This is a genomic window from Rathayibacter sp. AY2B9 (genome assembly GCF_002931595.1).
GTDB lineage: Bacteria > Actinomycetota > Actinomycetes > Actinomycetales > Microbacteriaceae > Rathayibacter.
In genome coordinates this window covers 82,919-102,800 of record NZ_PSUB01000010.1, presented here as the reverse complement: position 1 = coordinate 102,800, position 19,882 = coordinate 82,919, and the positions used below count along the sequence as shown (strand labels likewise).

The following is a 19,882-nucleotide window of genomic DNA, read 5'->3' as shown; positions in this document are numbered from 1 at the left end:
GCAGCCGGGAGACGGCTCGGACCCGGGCTCCCCGGAGCGACCCGGGGCTAGCCTGGGCTCGCCCCTGAACGCGAACGTCGAGGAGAACCGTGTCTGACAAGCCCACCGCCACAGCCAACATCGGAGTCGTCGGTCTGGCGGTGATGGGCTCGAACCTCGCCCGCAACCTCGCCAGCCGCGAGGGCAACACGGTCGCGGTGTTCAACCGCTCCTACGGCCGCACCGAGACCCTCATCACGGAGCACCCGGAGGCGGGCTTCGTCGCGTCCGAGACCATCGAGGACTTCGCCGCCTCGCTCGCCACCCCGCGCACCGCGATCATCATGGTCCAGGCCGGCCGCGGCACCGACGCCGTGATCGAGCAGCTGACGAAGGTCTTCGAGCCCGGCGACATCATCGTCGACGGCGGCAACGCGCTCTTCACCGACACCATCCGCCGCGAGAAGGCCGTCCGCGAGACCGGCATCCACTTCGTCGGCACCGGCATCTCCGGCGGCGAGGAGGGCGCGCTCAAGGGCCCGTCGATCATGCCCGGCGGCTCGGTCGAGTCCTACAGGACCCTCGGCCCGATCCTCTCGTCGATCGCCGCGGTCGCCGAGGGCGAGCCCTGCGTCACCCACATCGGCACGGACGGCGCCGGCCACTTCGTCAAGATGATCCACAACGGCATCGAGTACGCCGACATGCAGCTCATCGCCGAGGCGTACGACCTGCTCCGCACCGTCGGCGGACACGAGCCCGCCGCCATCGCCGAGGTCTTCGACGCCTGGAACAAGGGCGACCTCGAGTCGTACCTCATCGAGATCACCGCCGAGGTGCTCCGCCAGGTCGACGCCGACACCGGCAATCCCTTCATCGACGTCGTCCTCGACCAGGCCGGCTCGAAGGGCACCGGCGTCTGGACCGTGCAGAACGCGCTCGACCTCGGCGTCCCCGTCGGCGGCATCGCCGAGGCCGTCTTCGCCCGCGCCGTGTCCTCCCACCCCGAGCAGCGCGAGGCCGTGCAGGCCCGCGTCACCTCGCGCCCGACCCCGGTCGAGAAGTACGAGGGCTTCGAGGACGACGTGCGCGCCGCGCTCTACGCCTCCAAGGTCGTCGCCTACTCGCAGGGCTTCGACGCGATCATCGCCGGGGCCGAGAAGTACGGCTGGGAGATCGACAAGGGAGCGGTCGCCAAGATCTGGCGCGCGGGCTGCATCATCCGCGCCCAGTTCCTCAACCGCATCGTCGACGCCTACGACGAGAACGCCGGCATCACGACCCTCCTCGAGGACCCGTACTTCGCCGAGGCCGTCGCCAACGGCGAGGCCGCCTGGCGCCGCATCGTCTCGACCGCTGCGCTCTCTGGCGTGCCGATCCCCGGTTTCGGCGCCGCGCTGTCGTACTACGACTCGCTCGCCTCCAAGCGCCTCCCGGCCGCTCTCGTGCAGGGCCAGCGCGACTTCTTCGGAGCGCACACCTACAAGCGCGTCGACAGGGAGGGCACCTTCCACACGCTGTGGTCGGGTGACCGCACCGAGGTCGAGCAGGACCCCTCCACGCACTGACCCGCGTCGCACGGGAAGGCGCCCCCGCCTGCAGGATCCACGGATCCTCGGGCGGGGGCGCCTTCCTCGTCGCGGAGGGAGCTCCCCTGTCGTCAGCGGAGCCGGGCGGTGGCGTCCGGCTCCCCGAGCGGGCGCTCGACGCCCGGGCCGGCTGACCCCTCAGCTCCGGAACGCCCGCGCGATCAGGAGCGCCGCCAGGAGCACCGCTGCGGCGGCCGCCGTGGCCGCCGGGAGGGCGAGCAGGAGCAGCAGCGAGACCGCGGCCGACGCGAGGGCCGGGCCGCTCGCCCCGGCAGCTCCGTGGTCGAGGCGCCGCACGATGGTCGCCACCAGCAGGGCGGCCACGGCGAAGGCGAGCAGCGCGTCGGCGTCGAGGATCACGACCGCGAGCACGGCGACCAGGCAGAGGACCAGCTGGGCCGCCGCGGGCACGCCGGTCCTGCGGTTCCTGGCGGCGAGCACCGCCGGCATCTCCCCTGCGTCGGCGAGACGCACGAGGGCGCGCGCGTCCCTCCTCCCGAGGTCGAGGAGCGCGAGCAGGACCGCGATCACCGCGGCGGCCCCGACGAGCCCGGACGCGGGCGTGCCCCGGGTGACAGCGCTCAGGGGGGTCTCCGAGGACGCGAGGACCTCGGGACCGGCCGCCAGGAGCAGACCGGTGCCGAGCGCGGCGGCGGCCGCCGTGGCGATCCCGATGCGCAGCAGGGCGGGGCGGCGAGCCGTCACCGCGCCGGAGCGGGAGGTCGGCAGGAGGATCAGGAGCAGCGCCGCGGCGGTGCCGGCTCCCAGCGGCCCTCCGTCGCGCAGCGGGTCGAGCGGCGCGGGGTCCGGAGGGGACACCAGCACGATCACGGCGGCGGCGGCCAGCAGGACGACGACCGCACCGACGAGGAGCAGGACCGGGCGAGCGGGGAGGCGCCCGCCGCGCAGGCCGAAGAGCGCGACGGCCACGAGCAGCAGGACGGCCAGGGGCCGGGCCGCTGCACCGAGGACAGACTGGGCCGCGGTCAGGGCCAGCGCGGCCGAGGCGAAGGCGCGCCCGACGATCCCGAGCCACTCGGAGGAGGGGCCGTCGTGGACGGTGCGCCCGGCGTCGGCGACGGCGCTCAGAGCCGCGGCGGCCGCCGCGACGGCGAGCCCGAGGAGCAGCCACCAGCCCGCTGCGGCGGCGGCCGGCGACCAGACCAGGAAGACCGCCGCCAGGGCGAGGGTCGCATCCGAACGCTGGGGCACGGCCTCACCCTAGGCGGTGGAGCCGCGGCGGGACCCGGGTGCGCCGTGCAGGGCGCACCCGGGACGCGGGGTCCTACGCGTCGCCGTCGAACATCGACGTCACGGAGCCGTCGTCGAAGACCTCGTGGATGGCGCGGGCCAGCAGCGGAGCGATGGGCAGGATCGTCAGGCGGTCCCACGTCTTCTCCGCCGGCAGCGGCAGGGTGTCGGTGACGACGACCGAGTCGATGAACTCGGAGCTCAGGAGCTCGACCGCCGGGTCCGAGAAGACGGCGTGGGTGGCCGCGACGACCACGCCGATCGCGCCCGCCTTCTTCAGCGCCTCGGCCGCCTTCGCGATGGTGCGCCCGGTGTCGATGAGGTCGTCGACGAGGAGGCAGACGCGGCCCTTCACCTCACCGACGATCTCGTGGACGGAGACCTGGTTGGCGACCTTCGGGTCGCGGCGCTTGTGGATGATCGCCAGCGGGACGCCGAGCTTGTCGCTCCAGATGTCGGCGACGCGGACGCGGCCCATGTCGGGCGAGACGATGGTGAGGGTCGAGGGGTCGAGCTTCTCGCGGAAGTGCTCGAGCAGCACCGGCATCGCGAAGAGGTGGTCGACGGGGCCGTCGAAGAAGCCCTGGATCTGCGCCGCGTGCAGGTCGACCGACATGATCCGGTCGGCTCCCGCCGCCTTGAAGAGGTCGGCGACGAGGCGGGCCGAGATCGGCTCGCGGCCGCGGCCCTTCTTGTCCTGGCGCGCGTAGGGGTAGAAGGGGGCGACCACGGTGATCCGCTTGGCGGAGGCGCGCTTGAGCGCGTCGACCATGATCAGCTGCTCCATCAGCCACTCGTTGATCGGGGACGTGTGCGACTGGAGGACGAACACGTCGCCTCCGCGGACCGACTCGCCGTAGCGGACGTAGAGCTCGCCGTTGGCGAAGGTGCGCCCCTCGGTCGTGACGAGCTCGGTCCCGAGCTCGGCGGCGACCGCTTCCGCCAGTGCCGGATGCGCCCTCCCCGAGACGAGGACCAGGCTCTTCTTGTTGCTGGCGGTGATGCCGGTCACTGTGCTCCGCTTCCTCCGGTGGGCGCCTGGTCGGATCCGGTGGGATCCGACGCCAGGGCCGCCTCGGCGGCGTCGGCCGCTGCGGTGCCCGGACGGTGGGTCTGCACCCACCCGGCCATGTTGCGCTGCGGAGCGACGGTGATCCCGAGGGCTCCGGCGGGGATGTCCTTGCGGATGACCGTGCCGGCGCCCGTGTACGCTCCGTCACCGATTCTAACGGGGGCGACGAAGACGTTGTGCGACCCCGCCCGCACGTGCGAGCCCACCACGGAGGACGCCTTGCTCACCCCGTCGTAGTTGGCGAAGATCGAGCCGGCGCCGATGTTCGACTCCTCGCCGATGACCGCGTCGCCGACATAGGAGAGGTGCGGGACCTTCGATCCCTCGCCGATGACGGCGTTCTTGGTCTCGACGTAGGTGCCGATCTTGCCGCGGGCGCCGAGCACGGTGCCGGGGCGGAGGAACGAGAACGGGCCGACCTGGGCCTTCGCGCCGATGACGGCGAGCGTCGCGTCGGAGCGCTTCACGACCGCGTCCTGGCCGACCTCGCAGGAGTCGAGCGTGGTGTCCGGGCCGATGACCGCACCGGTGGCGATGACGGTCGGGCCCTTGATCTGCGTGCCCGGGAGGATCTCGACGTCCGGGGCGAGGACCGCGTCCACGTCGATCCAGGTGGTCGCCGGGTCCTGGATCGTGACGCCCTCGAGCTGCCAGCGGCGCACGATGCGCGCGTTGAGCTCGAGCGCCGCGTCGGCGAGCTGGGCGCGGTCGTTGATCCCGGCCACGAGCCAGCGGTCCTGCACGGGGACGGCCTCGATCGCGCGACCGGCGGCCTTGAGCGCGGCGGCGGCGTCGGTGAGGTACTTCTCCCGCTGGGCGTTCTCGGTGCCGATCGCGCCGATGACCGAGCGGAGCGCGGCGGCGTCGAAGGCGTAGACGCCGGCGTTGATCTCGGTGAGGTCGAGCTCGTCGGGGCTCGCGTCCTTCTGCTCGACGATGGAGGCGAAGGCGCCGTCGCCGCCGCGGACGATCCGGCCGAAGCCGGTCGGGTCCTCGAGCACGCAGGAGAGCATGGTGAGCGCGTTCGCCGCGGCGAGGTGCTCGTCGACCAGGCGGCGGAGGGTCGGCGCGTCCAGCAGCGGGACGTCGGCGCTCAGCACGACGACCGTGCCGGCGAAGGATGCCGGGAGCGCCGCGAGGCCCTGCTCGACCGCGCGGCCGGTGCCGGGCGTCTCGTCCTGGTCCACCACCAGCGCGGAGGGGGTGTGCTCGAGGACGGCCTCGGCGACCCGGTCGCGCTCGTGGCGCACCACGGTGACGACGTGCGCCGCGTCGAGCGAGGCGGCCGTGTCGAGCACGTGCCCGAGCAGCGGCCTCCCGGCGAGGCGGTGCAGGACCTTCGGGGTGCGGGACTTCATGCGGGTGCCCTGGCCTGCCGCCAGGATCACGACGGCGAGCGTGCTGTCTGCCATGTTCTTCGCGTTCTCCTCCGTGAGCGCACCGTCCTGGTGCCGCTCCGCCACCAGGATTCGAACCTGGACCGGACAGCTCCAAAGGCTGCCGTGCTGCCGTTACACCATGGCGGACCGCGCGATCGCGCGCCGTCCATCCTGCCACCCCCGCGCCCCCGGCCCCGCCTCGGGCGCGGGCGGCCGTCGCTCGGGCGGACGACGGCGGCCCGGGAGGTCCCCGCCTCCCGGCCCGTCCGCCTCCCGGCCCGTCCGCCTCCCGGCGTCCCCCGGGCCGCCCAGCCGCCACAATGGACGGGTGAGTGCGAATGACGAGGTCGACGGGATCGTCGACGCCTGGGTCCGGGAGCGGCCCGATCTCGATTTCACGCCGCTCCAGGTCTTCTCGCGGATGCGCCGGCTGGCCAAGCAGCTCGAGCGCGCGCGCGGCAGCGCCTTCGGCCGGTCGGAGCTCGAGACGTGGGAGTTCGACGTGCTCTCGGCCCTGCGGCGCGCGGGCGCGCCCTACCGGATGAGCCCCAAGCAGCTCCTCCAGGCGACCATGGTCACCAGCGGGACCATGACCAACCGCATCGACCGGCTGGTCGAGCGCGACCTGGTCGAGCGCCTCGACGACCCGAACGACGGGCGCGGCGTGCTGGTGCAGATGACGCCGTCGGGGCTCGCCCGGGTCGACGCGGCGATCACCCGCCTGGTCGACGCGGAGCAGGAGCTGCTCGGCGCGCTCACCCACGCCCAGCAGGAGCGGCTGGCGCAGCTCCTCCGGAAGCTCTCCCTCGACTTCGGCTGAGCCGGTCGGTACGGGCCCGCGACGGCGGCCCGCCCACGCGGTACGGGACAGCTGCCGGTGCCGCGGAGAAAAGCGGCGTCAGCCCTCGAGCTGCTCCGAGAGCTCCAGCCAGCGCAGCTCGAGCTCTGCCGTCTCGTCCTCGTAGGCGCGGAGCGAGGCGTTCAGCGCCAGGATCCCGTCGTAGTCGTCCTGGTCGTGCGTCGCCATCTTCTCGTGCACGGTCTTCGTCAGCTGCGTGAGCTTGTGCAGGCGCCGGTCGATCGCCGACACCTCCTTCTCGGCGGTGCGGCGCTCGGCCCCCGCGAGTCCGCTCGGCGCCGGCGCGCCGGAGGAGGAGCCCGACGAGGCCCCCGCGGGCGCGCCCTTCTCGAGCGCGCGGCGCAGGTCGAGGTACTGCTCGACGCCGCCGGGCAGGTGGCGGAACGCGCCGTCCATCACGGCGTACTGCTGGTCGGTGACGCGCTCGAGCAGGTACCGGTCGTGCGAGACGACGAGCAGGGTGCCCGGCCAGGAGTCGAGCAGGTCCTCGATCGCGGCGAGCATGTCGGTGTCGAGGTCGTTGGTCGGCTCGTCGAGGATCAGCACGTTGGGCTCGCTGAGCAGGATGAGCAGGAGCTGAAGCCTCCGGCGCTGACCGCCCGAGAGGTCCTTCACCGGCGTCGAGAGCTGCGCGCTCGAGAAGCCGAGCCGCTCGAGCAGCTGGCCCGGGGTCATCTCCTTGCCGCCGATGGAGTAGCTGGTGCGCTGCTCCGCGATGATCTCGCGGACGGGCCGGTGCTGGACCCCGGTCAGCTCGCGCAGCTGCTGGTCGAGGATCGCGACGCGCACGGTGGTGCCGCGCTTCACCCGGCCGCTCGTCGGCTCCACGCTGCCCGCGACCAGGCCCAGGAGAGTCGACTTGCCGGCGCCGTTCACGCCGAGGATGCCGGTGCGCTCGCCGGGCGCGATCCGCCACTCGATGCGGTTGAGGACGGTCCGCTCGCCGTAGCGGACCGTGACGTCCAGCAGGTCGACGACGTCCTTGCCCAGGCGGGAGACGGCGAGCTGCGAGAGCGAGACCGAGTCGCGCACCGGGGGCTCGTCCTCGATCAGCTGGTTCGCGGCGTCGATCCGGAACTTGGGCTTGGCCGTGCGGGCGGGGGCGCCGCGGCGGAGCCAGGCGAGCTCCTTCTTCATCAGGTTCTGGCGCTTGGCCTCCATGGTCGAGGCCATCCGGTCGCGCTCCACTCGCTGCAGGATGTACGCCGCGTACCCGCCCTCGAACGGCTCGACGAGACGGTCGTGCACCTCCCAGGTGGCGGTGCAGATCTCGTCGAGGAACCACCGGTCGTGGGTGACGACCGCGAGCCCGCCCGACGACGCCGCCCAGCGGCGCTTGAGGTGCTCGGCGAGCCAGGCGATGCCCTCGACGTCGAGGTGGTTGGTGGGCTCGTCGAGGAAGACGACGTCCCAGTCGCCGACGAGCAGCTTCGCGAGGGCGACCCGGCGCCGCTGCCCGCCCGAGAGGGAGCCGACCACTCCGTCCCAGGGGACGTCGCGCAGCAGGCCCGCGATCACGTCTCGGGTGCGCGCGTCGCCCGCCCACTCGTGCTCCTGGAGCCCGCCGACGACGGCCTGGGCGACGGTGAGGTCCTCGTCGACCGTGTCGGCCTGGTCGAGCATCCCGAGCGTGACGCCGCGGCGGTGCGTGACGCGGCCGCTGTCCGGCTCGATGCGCTGAGCGAGCAGGCGCAGGAGGGTCGACTTGCCGTCGCCGTTGCGTCCGACGATCCCGATGCGGTCGCCCTCCTCGATCCCCAGGGAGACGTCGTCGAAGATCACGCGTGTGGGGTACTCGAGTCGCAGCGCCTCGGCGCCCAGCAGATGTGCCATAGGGATCCAGCCTAGGCGGTGCCGCCTGAGCGGTCCGCCGCGGGTCGATCACAGTGCGGCCGGGTCGCGGCCCCCGGACCTCAGCCCGCGGGTGCCGGCTCCGAGACGGACACCGAGCGGCGGTGCAGTCCCGTGGCGCCGTCGGGAGCGGGCGGGCGCTCGACCGTGGTCTGCACCGTGCCGTCCGCGTCGGTGGCGCGCACGGTCACGACGTGGTCGCCGACCGTCGCGTCCCACTCGAGGACCCACTGGATCCACGTGTCCGCGGTGACCTGCTCGGCGAGGCGCGCCTCCTGCCAGGCGCCGCCGTCGATCTGCACCTCCACCTTCGCGATGCCGGTGTGCGGCGCCCAGGCGACTCCCGCCACGGCGACCGTCCCCGCCTCGACGGGCTGGCCCTGGCGCGGCACGTCGATCCGCGACTCGATCTTGATCGGACCGCGCTCGGTCCAGCCGCGCGTCGACCAGTACGCCAGGTCCTCCGCGAAGGTCGTGACCTTCAGCTCGACGACCCACTTCGTCGCCGAGACGTAGCCGTACAGGCCGGGGACGACCATCCGGACGGGGAAGCCGTGCTCGACCGGGAGCGGCTCGCCGTTCATCCCGACGGCGAGCAGGCTCGCGCGGTCCTCGTCCTGCAGCACGTCGAGCGGGCTGGAGGCGGTGAAGCCGTCGATGCTCCGCGAGAGCACCATGTCGGCGCCGGCGGTCGGCCGGGCCCGGGCCAGCAGCTCGCGGATCGGGTAGCCCAGCCAGAGGGCGGTGCCGATCAGGTCGCCGCCGACCTCGTTGGACACGCAGGACAGGGTGACCAGGTGCTCCTCGAGCGGCAGCGCGAGCAGCTCGTCCCAGGTGATCTCGATCTCCTCCTCCACCATGCCGGTGATCTTCAGCGACCAGTCGGCGGGCTCGACCGACGGCACCGAGAGCGCGGTGTCGATCCGGTAGAACGAGGAGTTGGGAGTGACGTAGGAGCTGATGCCGTCGATGTCGTCGAGCACGGCGCCGGCCGCGACGGGCGCGGCGGCCGAGGCGGGAGCCGGCAGGGACACGGCCTCGCGCACGGCGGTGACGGCGGCGGAGGCGGACGTGAGGAAGCGGGCGCCGATGCCGGCGGCGACCGCGGCGACTCCGGCGATCCCGACCAGGCGGAGGAACGACCGGCGGTCCGGGGAGTCGCTCTCGCGCTCCTCCTGCCAGCCGCGGAGGCGGACGGAGGCCGAGCGGAGCACCGCGGCACCGGCCACCATGCCCACGACGCTCGGCGCCGCGTCGATCCCGGACGCGCCCTCGCGGCTGACGGCGGCGAGCGCACCGGCGCCCGCGACGACGGCCAGCAGCAGCACGCCGAACGGCGGGCGGCGGTACTCGAGGACCCCGGCGCCGACGGCCAGCAGCGCGATCGCGAGGCCGATCGAGACCAGCAGCACGAGCTTGTCGCCGGTGCCGAAGAGCGCGATGACCGTGTCCTTCACGCCCGGGGGCACGATGTCGATGACGAAGCCGCCGACCGCGACCAGCGGACTGCCGCCCGCTCCGGTGAAGACCGCGACGACCTCGGCGGCCGCGAGGGCGACGACGGCGGCCACGATCCCGGAGAGGATCGCGAAGAGGGTGGCTCGGCGGGACATGAGCGGCACTCTAAGCCACGAGGTCGGAACTTCTCTGCGGACCGTCTGTGGAGGACGCCGGGCGCGAGGCTCGCGAGCCCCGCTCCGGAGGCACCGCCTCCGCGACTAGGTCGAGAGCAGGCGAGCCCCGTGGACCGGGCCGGACACCCGCACGGCGCTCAGCCGCGCGGAGCTCAGCTCGCGCTGCAGGTCGGCCGCCGCATCGGCGTCCGGAGCGAGGAACGCGACGGTCGGGCCGGACCCCGAGACGAGGCCGCCGAGCGCTCCGCGGCCCTCGCCGAGCTCGAGGATGCGGGCGAGCCCGGGCTGCAGGTGCAGCGCCGGCGCCTGCAGGTCGTTGTGCATCGCGTCGGCGAGCATGGCGGCATCGCCGGCGCGGAGGGCCTGCAGAACGTTGGGATCGATGGCGGGGGTCGCCGAGATCGGGCGGAAGTCGTGCAGGTGGCGCTCGCGGTGCCGGTCGAGCTCGCTGTAGACCTCGGGGGTCGACAGGCCCTCCTCCGAGAGGACCAGCACCCACTCGAAGCGGCCCTTGGCGAGCGCCGGGCTCAGCTCATCGCCGCGGCCGACCCCGATCGCGGTGCCGCCGGTGAAGGAGAAGGGGACGTCGGCGCCGAGGCTCGCGGCGATGCCGAGCAGCTGCTCCCTCGTGCACGCCGTGCCCCAGAGCGCGTCGCAGGCGAGGAGGGTCGCGGCAGCGTCGGCCGAGCCGCCGCCCATGCCGCCGGCGATGGGGACGTTCTTCTCGATCTCGAGGTGCACGCCGCCGCGGTAGCCGGTCGCCCGGGCGAGCGCCCGAGCCGCCTTGATCGCGAGGTTGGAGCCGTCGACGGCCAGGCGGGAGGTGTCGATCGAGCCCGAGAAGGAGACCGAGAAGTCGGCCGCCTCCTCCGCGAACACGTCCTCGTAGAGGGAGAGCGACTGGAACGCGGTGGCCAGCTCGTGGTACCCGTCGTCGCGCACGGCGCCGACCTTGAGGAACACGTTGATCTTGCCGGGCGCCCGCGCGTGGACCCGGTTCGACGTCGCGCGGTGGGCCATGCATCCACGCTACAGGGTGGCGGAGGCGCCCTCGTCCGCACCCGGGGCGGGCTCCCCATCGCCGTCCGCGTCGTCCCCGTCGGTCTCCGCCGGCGACCCGTCGGGCACCGCCGCGCCGCGCACGGGGACCCGCGCCGGATCGAGCTCGCGGCCCAGGCGGACGAAGGCGGCGACGTCCAGCTCCTCGCCGCGCGCGGTCTGCGGGACGCCGGCCCGCTCGAGCGCGACGATCGCCGCGGCGCTGTCGCCGAAGAGGGTCGCGAGCGACTGGCGGAGCATCTTCCTCCGCTGCGCGAACGCCGCGTCGACAACCGCGAAGACGGCGCGGCGCAGGGTCTCGTCGCCCGGCTCCTCGCCGCGGTCGAACGCGACGAGCACGCTGTCGACGTTCGGCACCGGCCAGAAGATCTGACGCGAGACCGCGCCGCCCGTCGTCCAGGAGCCGAACCACGCCGCCTTGACGCTCGGGCCGCCGTAGACCTTGGAGCCGGGACCGGCGGCGAGCCGGTGCCCGACCTCGGACTGCACCATCACCACTCCGGACCGGATGCTGGCGAAGTGCTCGAGGAAGTGCAGGAGCACCGGCACCGAGATGTTGTACGGGAGGTTGGCGACGAGCCGGACCGGCTCCCCCGGCAGGTCGAGCACCTTCATCGCGTCGGCGTGCACGACCGCGAGATCGGCGCCCGGCGCCATCAGCTCGACGGTGCGCGGCAGCTGCTCGGCGAGGCGCCCGTCGATCTCGACGGCCACGACCTGCGCGCCCGCCTCGAGCAGGCCGAGGGTCAACGATCCGAGGCCGGGGCCGATCTCGACGACGGTCTCCCCCGGGCGCACCCGAGCGAGCTTGACGATGCGGCGGACCGTGTTGGCGTCGTGCACGAAGTTCTGGCCGAGCTTCTTGGTCGGCGTGACGTCGAGCAAGCCGGCGAGGTCGCGGATCTCGGCCGGGCCCAGCAGGCGCGGGATCGCGGCGGCCGTCGGCTCGGCGGCGTGGCGGCCGCTCATGCGAGGGGTCCGACCGGCTCCGTCGGCTCGGAGCCGACCTCGCCGCCCCACTCGCCGTACACGGCCTCCGTGTTCGAGGCGATCGTCGCGGCCAGGTGGCCGACGTCGGTCTCGAGGGTCGCGGCCATCGAGCGCAGGGTGTGCGGGAGGAGGTAGGGCGCGTTCGGGCGGCCCCGGAAGGGCGACGGAGTGAGGTAGGGCGCGTCGGTCTCGACCAGGATGAGGTGCCGCGGGGTCGCGACGAGCGCCTCCCGCAGCGGCTCGGCGTTCTTGAACGTCACGGTGCCGGCGAAGGAGAGGTACCAGCCCTCGTCCGTGCACATCCGCGCCATCTCCGCGTCCCCGGAGAAGCAGTGGAAGACGGTGCGCTCGGGGGCGCCGACGCGGCGCAGGGTCTCGATGACCTCGCGGTGCGCGTCGCGGTCGTGGATCTGCAGCGCGAGGTCGTGCTCCTTCGCGATGCGGATGTGCTCCTCGAAGGAGCGGAACTGCGCGGCGCGGCCGCTCTCGCCGGTGCGGAAGAAGTCGAGCCCGGTCTCGCCGATGGCGCGCACCCGCGGCTGCTCCGCCAGCTCGGCGATCACGGCGAGGGCGGCGTCGAGCTCGCCGCGCTGCTCCAGCTCGGGCGCCTCGTTGGGGTGGATCGCGACGGCGGCCAGCATGCGCGGCTCGCTCGCCGCCTGCTCGGCCGACCAGCGGCTCGTCTCGACGTCCGTGCCGACCTGGACGACGCCGCGGACCCCGACGGTGGAGGCCCGGTCGAGCTGCTCGCGTTGGTCGAGCGGCTCGAGGCCGTCGGCGATCTCGAGGTGCGTGTGGTTGTCGTAGACGGGGACGACGAGCGCCTCGGGCAGCGGCGGGTACGTCAGGTCGCGGCCGGACGAGGCCTCGCGGGAGCGGACGTGCTGGCTGTCGGTCATGCGCTCCAGGCTACCGGGAGGGCTCGCGCGGACCGGAGTCCCGGGTGGACGAGGGCCGAGAGGCGGCCGCTGAGGCGCCCTGAGCGGATCGGGTCAGCACCCGATCGGATCGGGACAGCCCGCCTCCCGCGCCGCCGGGAGGCTGGAGCCATGACAGACACCGAGCTCCTCGCCCACTCCGCACCCGGCTCCCTCGCCGGGCGCCACGCCCTCGTCACCGGATCCTCGAGCGGGATCGGCGCAGCCATCGCCCGCCGGCTCGCCGGGGCCGGCGCTCACGTCCTCGTGCACGGACGCGACCCCGAGCGGGTCGGGTCCGTCGTCCGCGGCATCCGCGCCGACGGGGGCACCGCCTCCGCGCTCGTCGCCGACCTCGCGGGCACGCCGGAGGAGACCCGCGCCGTCGCCGAGCGGGCGCTGACCCTCCTCGACGGGCGGATCGACGTTCTCGTCAACAACGCCGGAGTGTTCCCGGTGGGGCCGACCGCCGACCTCAGCGACGCCGATGTCGAGTCCCTCCTCACCACGAACATCCGCGTGCCGCACCAGCTCGTCGCGGCGATCGCCCCGGCCATGGCCGAGCGCGGGAGCGGAGTGGTCGTCAACATCACCTCGTGGATGGGACGGGTGGGAACGCCGGGGACCGCGCTCTACCCCGCGACCAAGGCGGCGCTGGAGCACCTCACGCGGGCGTGGGCGGCCGAGTACGGCCCGAGCGGCGTGCGCGTGGTCGCCGTCGCGCCCGGCGCGACTCTCACGCCCGGCAACGAGCACGCCGCGGCGATCCTAGAGCAGATGACCGCGTCCGCCCCCGCCGGCCGGCCCGGACGTCCGGACGAGATCGCCCTGGCCGTGCGCTGGCTCGTCTCGGACGAGGCCTCGTACGTCCACGGCACGACGCTCGACGTCGACGGAGGCATCGTCGGCGCCCGCGTCTGACGCCGCGGCACGCGCCGCTCGGAGTCCCCGCGACAGCGCCCGCCGCTCAGTGGATCTGGACGAGCGGCCCGGGGTGGAGCGCGGCGTCGGCCGCGGGGGTCGTCTCGTAGGCACGGCGGTAGTCGCGCCCGAAGTGCGACGCGCTCGCGTAGCCGACCGCGGCCGCGGCCTGCGCGGCGGTGTCGCCCCGGACCAGGAGCAGTCTCCTGGCCTCCCCCAGGCGGAGCCGCCGCAGGTAGCCCAACGGCGACATCCCGGTCAGCTCGCGGAAGCGGCGGGTGAGCGTGGGCACGCTGGTGCCCGCCTCCGCGGCGAGCGCGCCGAGGGTCCAGCCGCGCGAGAGCGACGCGCTCATCGCCTCGACCGCACGGGAGACGGCCTCCGAGCGGACGGTGCTGGACGCGGCCAGCAGCCGGGGCGCCTGGTCCGTCTGCAGCAGCCGCAGCACGAGCTCGCGCGTGATCGCGGGGGCCAGCACCGGGATGTCGGCGGGGGCGTCGAGCAGACGGAAGAGTCGGCGCAGCGAGTCGGCCATCTCCTCCGTGACCGTGCCGATCCGCGGGGCGGGAGCCCGCGGGGCCGTCCGGGGGGCGAGCGCCGCGATCTCGGCCACCACGAGCGGGTCGAGACGCCAGTTGGCCGACAGAAAGTCGCCGCGGTCGCCGGTCTCCACGACGGCCGCCACCACCGGCAGATCGACGGGGGTGATCAGGAAGCGGCCGGCGCCCCACCGCTCGTCGGAGTCGCCGACCACCGAGCGCTTCCGGCCGGCCAGAACCAGGCTGAGGGTCGGCGGGAACCGGGTGTAGACGAGCTCGGTCGGAGCGGTCACCCGGTGCAGGCGCAGGGCGAGCGCGGCGGCGCGCTCCGGGTGCCCGACGTGGCGCCGGGTGAGCTCGGCCGCCTGCTCGAGAGCGTCGAGGACCTCGCGCGTCATCAGCGCCCCGCCGTCCCCGGAGCGGAGGACCGCTCGCACCCGGCCCCTCGCGTTCGGATCACGGCCGTCGGGCACTCCCCTGCGGATCCTCCGCCGGCGAGTCCGCACCGCTCGGCTGCTCGGTCCACGGGTCGAGGCGCGGCCGTCAGGACGCGGGAGCCTCGATGCGCGGGAAGAGCGCGGCGAGCGTGCCGACGGTGGTGCCGACGGGGAGGACTCCCCACCGGCCCGCCTCGCGGATCGGCTGCGCGGTGAGGGCGCCCAGCGACTCCGTCACGCCGAGCGCCTCCCAGAGGGACGCCGTCGCGCGCGGCACGACCGGCGAGAGCAGCACGGCCAGGGCGCGGAGCCCCTCCGTCGCGGTGTAGAGCACCGTGCCGAGGCGCTCGCGCTCCTCGTGCTTGGCGAGTGCCCACGGCTCCTGCTCGGTGATGTAGCCGTTGAGCTCCTCGACGATGCTCCACACGGCGGTGATCGCATCGTGGATCGCGAGCGCGTCGATCGACCGGTCGGCCGACGCGGCGGCTTCGGCGACGATGCGCTGCACGCGCTCCTCCGCCTCGGTCGGCTCGCCCGGCGCAGGCACGACGCCGTCGTAGTAGCGGTGCAGCATCGCGACGACCCGCGAGGCGAGGTTGCCGAAGCCGTTCGCGAGCTCGGACTGGTAGCGCGCCGACAGGTCCTCCCATGAGAACGAGCCGTCCTGGCCGAAGGTGATGGCCCGGAGGAAGTAGTAGCGGAAGGCGTCGGAGCCGAAGGTGTCGGTGATCTGCTCGGGCGCGATGCCGGTGAGCTTCGACTTCGACATCTTCTCGCCGCCGACCAGCAGCCAGCCGTGGCCGAACACCTGCCGGGGGACCTCGAGGCCCGCGGCCATGAGCATGGCGGGCCAGATCACCGCGTGGAAGCGCAGGATGTCCTTGCCGACGATGTGGGTCGCGGGCCAGCGGCGCTCGAACTCCGCCTCGTCCTGGCCGTAGCCGACCGCGGTGATGTAGTTGAGCAGCGCGTCGAACCAGACGTAGACCACGTGGGAGTCGTCCCACGGGACCTTCACGCCCCAGTCGAAGCTGGAGCGGGAGATCGACAGGTCGGCCAGGCCCTGGCGGACGAAGCTCACGACCTCGTTGCGCGCCGACTCGGGCTGGACGAAGTCGGGACGCTCCTCGTAGAGCGCGAGCAGCCGCTCGGTGTACTCGCTCATCTTGAAGAAGTAGTTCTTCTCCTTCAGCAGCTCGACCGGCTTCGAGTGGATCTTGCAGACGTACTGGCCGGCGTAGTCGCCGGTGCCCTCCTCGAGGTCGGACAGCTGCTTGTACTCCTCGCAGCCCACGCAGTAGTAGCCCTCGTACTCGCCGGTGTAGATCGCGTCCTCGTCGTACAGCTTCTGCAGGAACTTCTGGACGTTGACCTCGTGCCGCGCGTCCGTGGTGCGGATGAAGTCGTCGTTGGCGATGTCGATGGTCTCGAGCAGCGGCTGCCAGGCGGTCCTCACGAGGCGGTCGGCCCACTCCTGGGGGGTCGTGCCGTTGGCGGTGGCGGTGCGGAGGATCTTCTGGCCGTGCTCGTCGGTGCCGGTCAGCAGCCAGGTGTCGTCGCCCGCCTGGCGGTGCCAGCGGGTGAGCACGTCGGCGGCGACCTCGGTGTACGCGTGCCCGATGTGCGGGACGTCGTTCACGTAGAAGATCGGGGTCGTGAGGTAGAAGGAGGCGCCGTCGGACATGGCGACCATCCTATTCACCGCGGGGCACCGCTCCCGGCGTGTGACGGAGGCCGTGGACGACCGGCCGCGGGCGCCGTCTGGGAGGGAGCTCTCAGCCGCGGCGGGAGGCGAGCGCCGCCTCGTAGAGAGCGCGGCGCGAGAGCCCCGTGATCTCGGCGACCTCGGCCGACGCCTCCTTGAGCCGCGATCCGGCCTCGACGCGGGCCAGCACGTCGGCCAGCGCGTCCTCGAGCGACGCCTCCCTCGCGGGGGCTCCCTCGACGACCAGGCAGATCTCGCCGCGCAGGCCGTCGGCCGCCCACTCGGCCAGCTCGGCCGCCGTGCCGCGACGGACCTCCTCGAACATCTTGGTGAGCTCGCGGCAGACGACGACGCGCCGCTCCGGGCCCATCGCCTCGACCAGGTCGGCGAGCGCGTCGCCGATCCGGTGCGGGGACTCGAAGAAGACCATGGTGCGCCGCTCGTCGACGAGCGCCCGGAAGGTCGAGACCCGCTCGCCGTGCCGGCGGGGCAGGAACCCCTCGAAGCTGAAGCGGTCCGTCGGGAGCCCGGACACGGCGAGCGCCATGAGCACCGCCGAGGGACCGGGCAGCGCGGTGACCGCGACTCCCGCCGCCACCGCCGCCTCGACCAGGTGGTAGCCCGGGTCCGAGACCGTGGGCATGCCAGCATCGCTCAGCACGAGCAGGTCCTCCTCGCGGGCCAGCTCCACCAGCTCGGCGGCGCGCTCGCGCTCGTTGTGGTCGTGCAGGGCGTAGAGGGCGGGCCGGTTCTCGACGCCCAGGGCGCGCATCAGCTGGATGGTCACGCGCGTGTCCTCGGCGGCGACGTGGCGGGCGGAGCCCAGCGCCTCCACGAGCCGGCGGGAGGCGTCGCCGAGGTTTCCGATGGGAGTGCCGGCGAGGATGATCATGCCGCCAGTCTCCCAGGCCGGGTCCGGGGCCTCCCGCCGCGGATCGCCGCCGTCCCGGGAGGAGGCGCCCCGTTAGCATGGCCGGGTGACGGACCGACCGCAGCGCGACTTCGACGACCTGCTCCTGGACGCGGCGGGATCGGCGCGCTCGGTCCCGGTGGAGCCCGCCGAGGCGTCCGCACCGCGCGAGCGCACCCCGCTCCCGGACGTGCCGCGCGGCTCCTGGTTCGACGACCTGCACACCCGGCTCGTCGCCTCCCCCGCGGGCCGCCGGCTGTACGAGCTCGGACTGCCGCTGCTGGTGGTCGCACTGGCCGCGGTGCTGCGGCTGTGGAACCTCGGCCACCCGCGCTCGCTCGTGTTCGACGAGACCTTCTACGTGAAGGACGCCTGGACCCTCTGGAACCTCGGGTTCGAGGGCGCCTGGCCCGAGAACCCGGACCCCGGCTTCGCGGCCGGCGACGTGGACACCTTCACGGGGGCGCCGTCCTTCGTGGTGCATCCGCCGCTGGGCAAGTGGATCATCGGGCTCGGGATGGGCGTGTTCGGCGCGGACGACAGCGTCGGCTGGCGCGTCGCGACCGCCGTCGTGGGGATCCTCGCCGTCGCGCTGGTGATCGTGATCGGCCGCCTCCTGTTCCGCTCCACCCTCCTGTCCTCCTTCGCGGGGCTGATGCTCGCGCTCGACGGCCACGCGATCGTGATGTCGCGGGTGTCGCTCCTGGACGGGATCCTGATGTTCGTCGCGCTCTGCGGGGTCGCGGCGGTGCTGCTGGACCGGCGCTGGGCCGAGCTGCAGCTGGCGCGGAAGGTGGCGGCGGGAGTGCTGCCGAGCTGGGGGCCGGTCCTGTGGTGGCGGCCCTGGCTGCTCGCGGCCGGCGTGCTCTTCGGCCTGGCCGCGGGCGTGAAGTGGACGGGCGTCTACTTCCTCGCGGCGTACGGCGTGTACGCGGTGGTCGTCGACGCGCTGATGCGGCGCCGTGCGGGCGTGCCGTTCTGGGGCAGCGGCGCGATCCTCAAGCAGGGTCCGGTCACCTTCCTCCTGGTCGTGCCGATCGCCCTGATCGCCTACCTCGTCACCTGGACGGGCTGGCTGCGCACCTCCGGCGGATGGGCCCGGCAGTGGGCGTCGGAGGCCCCCGGCAACGCCTGGACCGGGGCTCTCGCGTGGGTGCCGGACTGGGCGCAGAGCCTCTGGCACTACCACGTGCAGATGTACGACTACTCGATCAACCTGCGGGCCTCGCACCCCTACGAGGCGAACCCGCTCACCTGGCTGCTCATGCTCCGACCGACCAGCATGTACTTCGTCGACCAGGCGACCGGCGTCGACGGCTGCACCGCCGCACGCTGCGACGAGGCGATCACCTCGGTCGCCAATCCGCTCATCTGGTACGCCGGAGTCCTGGCGCTGGTGTACCTCCTCTACCGGCTCGCGCGGTACCGGGAGTGGCGCGCCGGCTTCGTGCTGATGGGGATCGTCGCGGGCTACCTGCCGTGGCTGCTCTACCTCGACCGCACGGTGTTCCAGTTCTACTGCGTCGTCTTCGAGCCCTACATGATGCTGGCGCTGGCGCTGACGGCCGGGATCGTGATCGGGAGTCCGGGCGACGAGCGGAGGCGGCGCACCCGGGGCGTCCTCGTGGTGCTCGTCTTCGCGGTGGCGGCGGCCGCGCTGACGGCCTACTTCCTGCCGCTCTGGATCGGCGCGCAGACGTCCTTCACCTTCTGGCAGGCCCACATGTGGCTGCCCTCGTGGGTCTGATCCGGCGGCTGGGCCCGGGAGTCGCGGCCTGCGCCGTCGCGGCGGTGATCGCGGCCCTGCTGCACGCGACGGTGCCGGCAGTGCCGATGCTGACCGCGGCGGTCGCGCTCGGGATCCTCGTGGCGCAGCTGCCCGCGGCGCGCCCCCTGCTGAGCGGGGCGCTGGCGCCGGGCCTGAAGTTCTCGTCCCGCTCGCTGATGCGCGCCGGCATCGTCCTGCTCGGGCTGAAGCTCTCTCTGATCGACATCGCTGCGCTGGGCTGGGGCGCGATCCTGGTCGTGGTCGGGATCGTCCTGGCCACCTTCGGCCTGACCTGGGCGCTGGGCCGGGTGCTCCGGCTGCCCGGGCAGGAGCCGCTGCTGCTCGCGGCGGGCTTCTCGATCTGCGGGGCCTCGGCGATCGGCGCGATGGCCGGAGCGACCCGGGCGAAGGAGCAGGAGCAGGCGACGCCGGTCGCGCTGGTGACGCTCTGCGGCACGCTCGCGATCGCGGTGCTCCCCGCACTGCAGCAGCCGCTCGGGCTCTCCGACGTGCAGTTCGGGCACTGGGTCGGCGCCTCGGTCCACGACGTGGGCCAGGTCGTGGCGACGGCCCAGGTGGCCGGAGCGTCGGCGCTGGCCGTGGCGGTCGTGGTGAAGCTCACCCGAGTGGTCATGCTGGCGCCGATGGTCGCGGTGGCGGCGGCGGTCACGAGGCGCCGAGGCGGGACCGGCGGGACGCGCCCGGCGATCGTGCCGCTGTTCGTGGTCGGGTTCCTCGCCGCGGTGCTGCTGCGCACGCTCCTCCCCCTGCCGGAGGGACTGCTCGCCGCCGCCGACACCGCGCAGACCTGGCTCCTCGCCGCGGCCCTCTTCGCGCTCGGCAGCGCCGTCCGGGTGCGCGCGCTCGTGACGACGGGGTGGCGTGCTCTCCTCGTCGCCCTGGTGTCGTGGGCGGCGATCGCGGCGATGGGACTGGCCGCGGTGCAGCTGGCGCTCTGATCGGCGCTCCGATCCGCTCGACCGCTCTGTCGCGCACGGTCGCTCTGCACTGCGGGGCCGCTC

16 protein-coding genes and 1 tRNA gene are annotated in these 19,882 nt (G+C 73.5%); 5 read left to right on the top strand and 12 right to left on the bottom strand.

The window, feature by feature from the left end:
* Positions 1–89: 89 nt before the first annotated feature.
* Positions 90–1,547 carry an NADP-dependent phosphogluconate dehydrogenase gene (gene gndA / locus C5C25_RS11150; protein ID WP_104226928.1) on the top strand — a complete coding sequence of 486 codons (1,458 nt, stop codon included), beginning with the start codon at positions 90–92 and terminating at the stop codon, positions 1,545–1,547.
* Between the two features lie 159 nt (positions 1,548–1,706).
* On the opposite strand, the gene C5C25_RS11145 is transcribed toward gndA, so the two are convergent.
* The 4 genes from C5C25_RS11145 to C5C25_RS11130 all read right to left on the bottom strand — a co-directional run bounded on the left by C5C25_RS11145 (position 1,707) and on the right by C5C25_RS11130 (position 5,417).
* Positions 1,707–2,780 carry a hypothetical protein gene (locus tag C5C25_RS11145; protein WP_104250640.1) on the bottom strand — a complete coding sequence of 358 codons (1,074 nt, stop codon included), beginning with the start codon at positions 2,778–2,780 and terminating at the stop codon, positions 1,707–1,709.
* 73 nt (positions 2,781–2,853) lie between these two features.
* On the bottom strand, positions 2,854–3,831 hold the full coding sequence (locus tag C5C25_RS11140) for a ribose-phosphate diphosphokinase (RefSeq protein ID WP_104250639.1): 978 nt from the start codon (positions 3,829–3,831) through the stop codon (positions 2,854–2,856).
* Positions 3,828–5,303, bottom strand: coding sequence for a bifunctional UDP-N-acetylglucosamine diphosphorylase/glucosamine-1-phosphate N-acetyltransferase GlmU (glmU, locus tag C5C25_RS11135; protein WP_104250651.1), 1,476 nt, complete (start codon positions 5,301–5,303; stop codon positions 3,828–3,830). The genes C5C25_RS11140 and glmU overlap by 4 nt, the downstream gene beginning before the upstream one ends.
* A gap of 42 nt (positions 5,304–5,345) precedes the next feature.
* Positions 5,346–5,417, bottom strand: a tRNA-Gln gene (locus C5C25_RS11130).
* Positions 5,418–5,598: 181 nt separating this feature from the next.
* Here C5C25_RS11130 and C5C25_RS11125 point away from each other — a divergent pair.
* Positions 5,599–6,090, top strand: coding sequence for a MarR family winged helix-turn-helix transcriptional regulator (locus tag C5C25_RS11125; protein ID WP_104222340.1), 492 nt, complete (start codon positions 5,599–5,601; stop codon positions 6,088–6,090).
* 78 nt (positions 6,091–6,168) lie between these two features.
* Here the strand turns inward: C5C25_RS11125 and C5C25_RS11120 are convergent, their stop codons facing one another.
* From C5C25_RS11120 to C5C25_RS11100, 5 genes are all read right to left on the bottom strand, one after another.
* Positions 6,169–7,962, bottom strand: a complete 1,794-nt coding sequence (locus tag C5C25_RS11120) for an ABC-F family ATP-binding cassette domain-containing protein (protein ID WP_104250637.1) — start codon at positions 7,960–7,962, stop codon at positions 6,169–6,171.
* An 80-nt stretch (positions 7,963–8,042) separates the two neighbouring features.
* Positions 8,043–9,593: a molybdopterin-dependent oxidoreductase gene (locus C5C25_RS11115; protein ID WP_104250636.1), complete on the bottom strand. Its 1,551-nt coding sequence runs from the start codon at positions 9,591–9,593 to the stop codon at positions 8,043–8,045.
* Positions 9,594–9,698: 105 nt separating this feature from the next.
* Entirely contained in the window at positions 9,699–10,634 is a 936-nt protein-coding gene (locus C5C25_RS11110) for a 4-(cytidine 5'-diphospho)-2-C-methyl-D-erythritol kinase (protein ID WP_104222334.1), read from the bottom strand.
* Between the two features lie 9 nt (positions 10,635–10,643).
* Positions 10,644–11,642 carry a 16S rRNA (adenine(1518)-N(6)/adenine(1519)-N(6))-dimethyltransferase RsmA gene (gene rsmA, locus C5C25_RS11105; protein WP_104250635.1) on the bottom strand — a complete coding sequence of 333 codons (999 nt, stop codon included), beginning with the start codon at positions 11,640–11,642 and terminating at the stop codon, positions 10,644–10,646.
* Positions 11,639–12,562, bottom strand: coding sequence for a TatD family hydrolase (locus tag C5C25_RS11100; RefSeq protein ID WP_104250634.1), 924 nt, complete (start codon positions 12,560–12,562; stop codon positions 11,639–11,641). Before C5C25_RS11100 ends, rsmA begins: the two co-directional genes overlap by 4 nt.
* A 150-nt stretch (positions 12,563–12,712) precedes the next feature.
* Between C5C25_RS11100 and C5C25_RS11095 the strand changes: the two genes are divergently transcribed.
* Positions 12,713–13,501, top strand: a complete 789-nt coding sequence (locus C5C25_RS11095) for an SDR family NAD(P)-dependent oxidoreductase (protein ID WP_104222330.1) — start codon at positions 12,713–12,715, stop codon at positions 13,499–13,501.
* A gap of 46 nt (positions 13,502–13,547) precedes the next feature.
* On the opposite strand, the gene C5C25_RS11090 is transcribed toward C5C25_RS11095, so the two are convergent.
* The 3 genes from C5C25_RS11090 to rsmI all read right to left on the bottom strand — a co-directional run bounded on the left by C5C25_RS11090 (position 13,548) and on the right by rsmI (position 17,074).
* Entirely contained in the window at positions 13,548–14,477 is a 930-nt protein-coding gene (locus C5C25_RS11090; RefSeq protein ID WP_258069397.1) for an AraC family transcriptional regulator, read from the bottom strand.
* A gap of 106 nt (positions 14,478–14,583) precedes the next feature.
* Positions 14,584–16,161, bottom strand: coding sequence for a methionine--tRNA ligase (metG, locus tag C5C25_RS11085; protein ID WP_104250633.1), 1,578 nt, complete (start codon positions 16,159–16,161; stop codon positions 14,584–14,586).
* Between the two features lie 91 nt (positions 16,162–16,252).
* Complete coding sequence (gene rsmI / locus C5C25_RS11080; protein WP_104226923.1) at positions 16,253–17,074, bottom strand: 16S rRNA (cytidine(1402)-2'-O)-methyltransferase; 822 nt, start codon at positions 17,072–17,074, stop codon at positions 16,253–16,255.
* A gap of 85 nt (positions 17,075–17,159) precedes the next feature.
* On the opposite strand from rsmI, the gene C5C25_RS11075 reads away from it, so the two are divergent.
* Together C5C25_RS11075 and C5C25_RS11070 are read left to right on the top strand one after the other, a co-directional pair.
* Positions 17,160–18,839, top strand: a complete 1,680-nt coding sequence (locus C5C25_RS11075) for a dolichyl-phosphate-mannose--protein mannosyltransferase (RefSeq protein ID WP_258069396.1) — start codon at positions 17,160–17,162, stop codon at positions 18,837–18,839.
* Positions 18,830–19,819, top strand: a complete 990-nt coding sequence (locus tag C5C25_RS11070; protein ID WP_258062883.1) for a YeiH family protein — start codon at positions 18,830–18,832, stop codon at positions 19,817–19,819. Before C5C25_RS11075 ends, C5C25_RS11070 begins: the two co-directional genes overlap by 10 nt.
* The last annotated feature ends 63 nt before the right edge of the window (positions 19,820–19,882 follow it).

Coding starts and splice junctions, on each gene's coding strand:
- metG (WP_104250633.1), bottom strand. CDS start 16,161: ATGTCCGACGGCGCCTCCTTCTACCTCACGACCCCGATCTTCTACGTG.
- C5C25_RS11095 (WP_104222330.1), top strand. CDS start 12,713: ATGACAGACACCGAGCTCCTCGCCCACTCCGCACCCGGCTCCCTCGCC.
- rsmA (WP_104250635.1), bottom strand. CDS start 11,642: ATGAGCGGCCGCCACGCCGCCGAGCCGACGGCCGCCGCGATCCCGCGC.
- C5C25_RS11115 (WP_104250636.1), bottom strand. CDS start 9,593: ATGTCCCGCCGAGCCACCCTCTTCGCGATCCTCTCCGGGATCGTGGCC.
- C5C25_RS11120 (WP_104250637.1), bottom strand. CDS start 7,962: ATGGCACATCTGCTGGGCGCCGAGGCGCTGCGACTCGAGTACCCCACA.
- C5C25_RS11100 (WP_104250634.1), bottom strand. CDS start 12,562: ATGACCGACAGCCAGCACGTCCGCTCCCGCGAGGCCTCGTCCGGCCGC.
- rsmI (WP_104226923.1), bottom strand. CDS start 17,074: ATGATCATCCTCGCCGGCACTCCCATCGGAAACCTCGGCGACGCCTCC.
- C5C25_RS11110 (WP_104222334.1), bottom strand. CDS start 10,634: ATGGCCCACCGCGCGACGTCGAACCGGGTCCACGCGCGGGCGCCCGGC.
- glmU (WP_104250651.1), bottom strand. CDS start 5,303: ATGGCAGACAGCACGCTCGCCGTCGTGATCCTGGCGGCAGGCCAGGGC.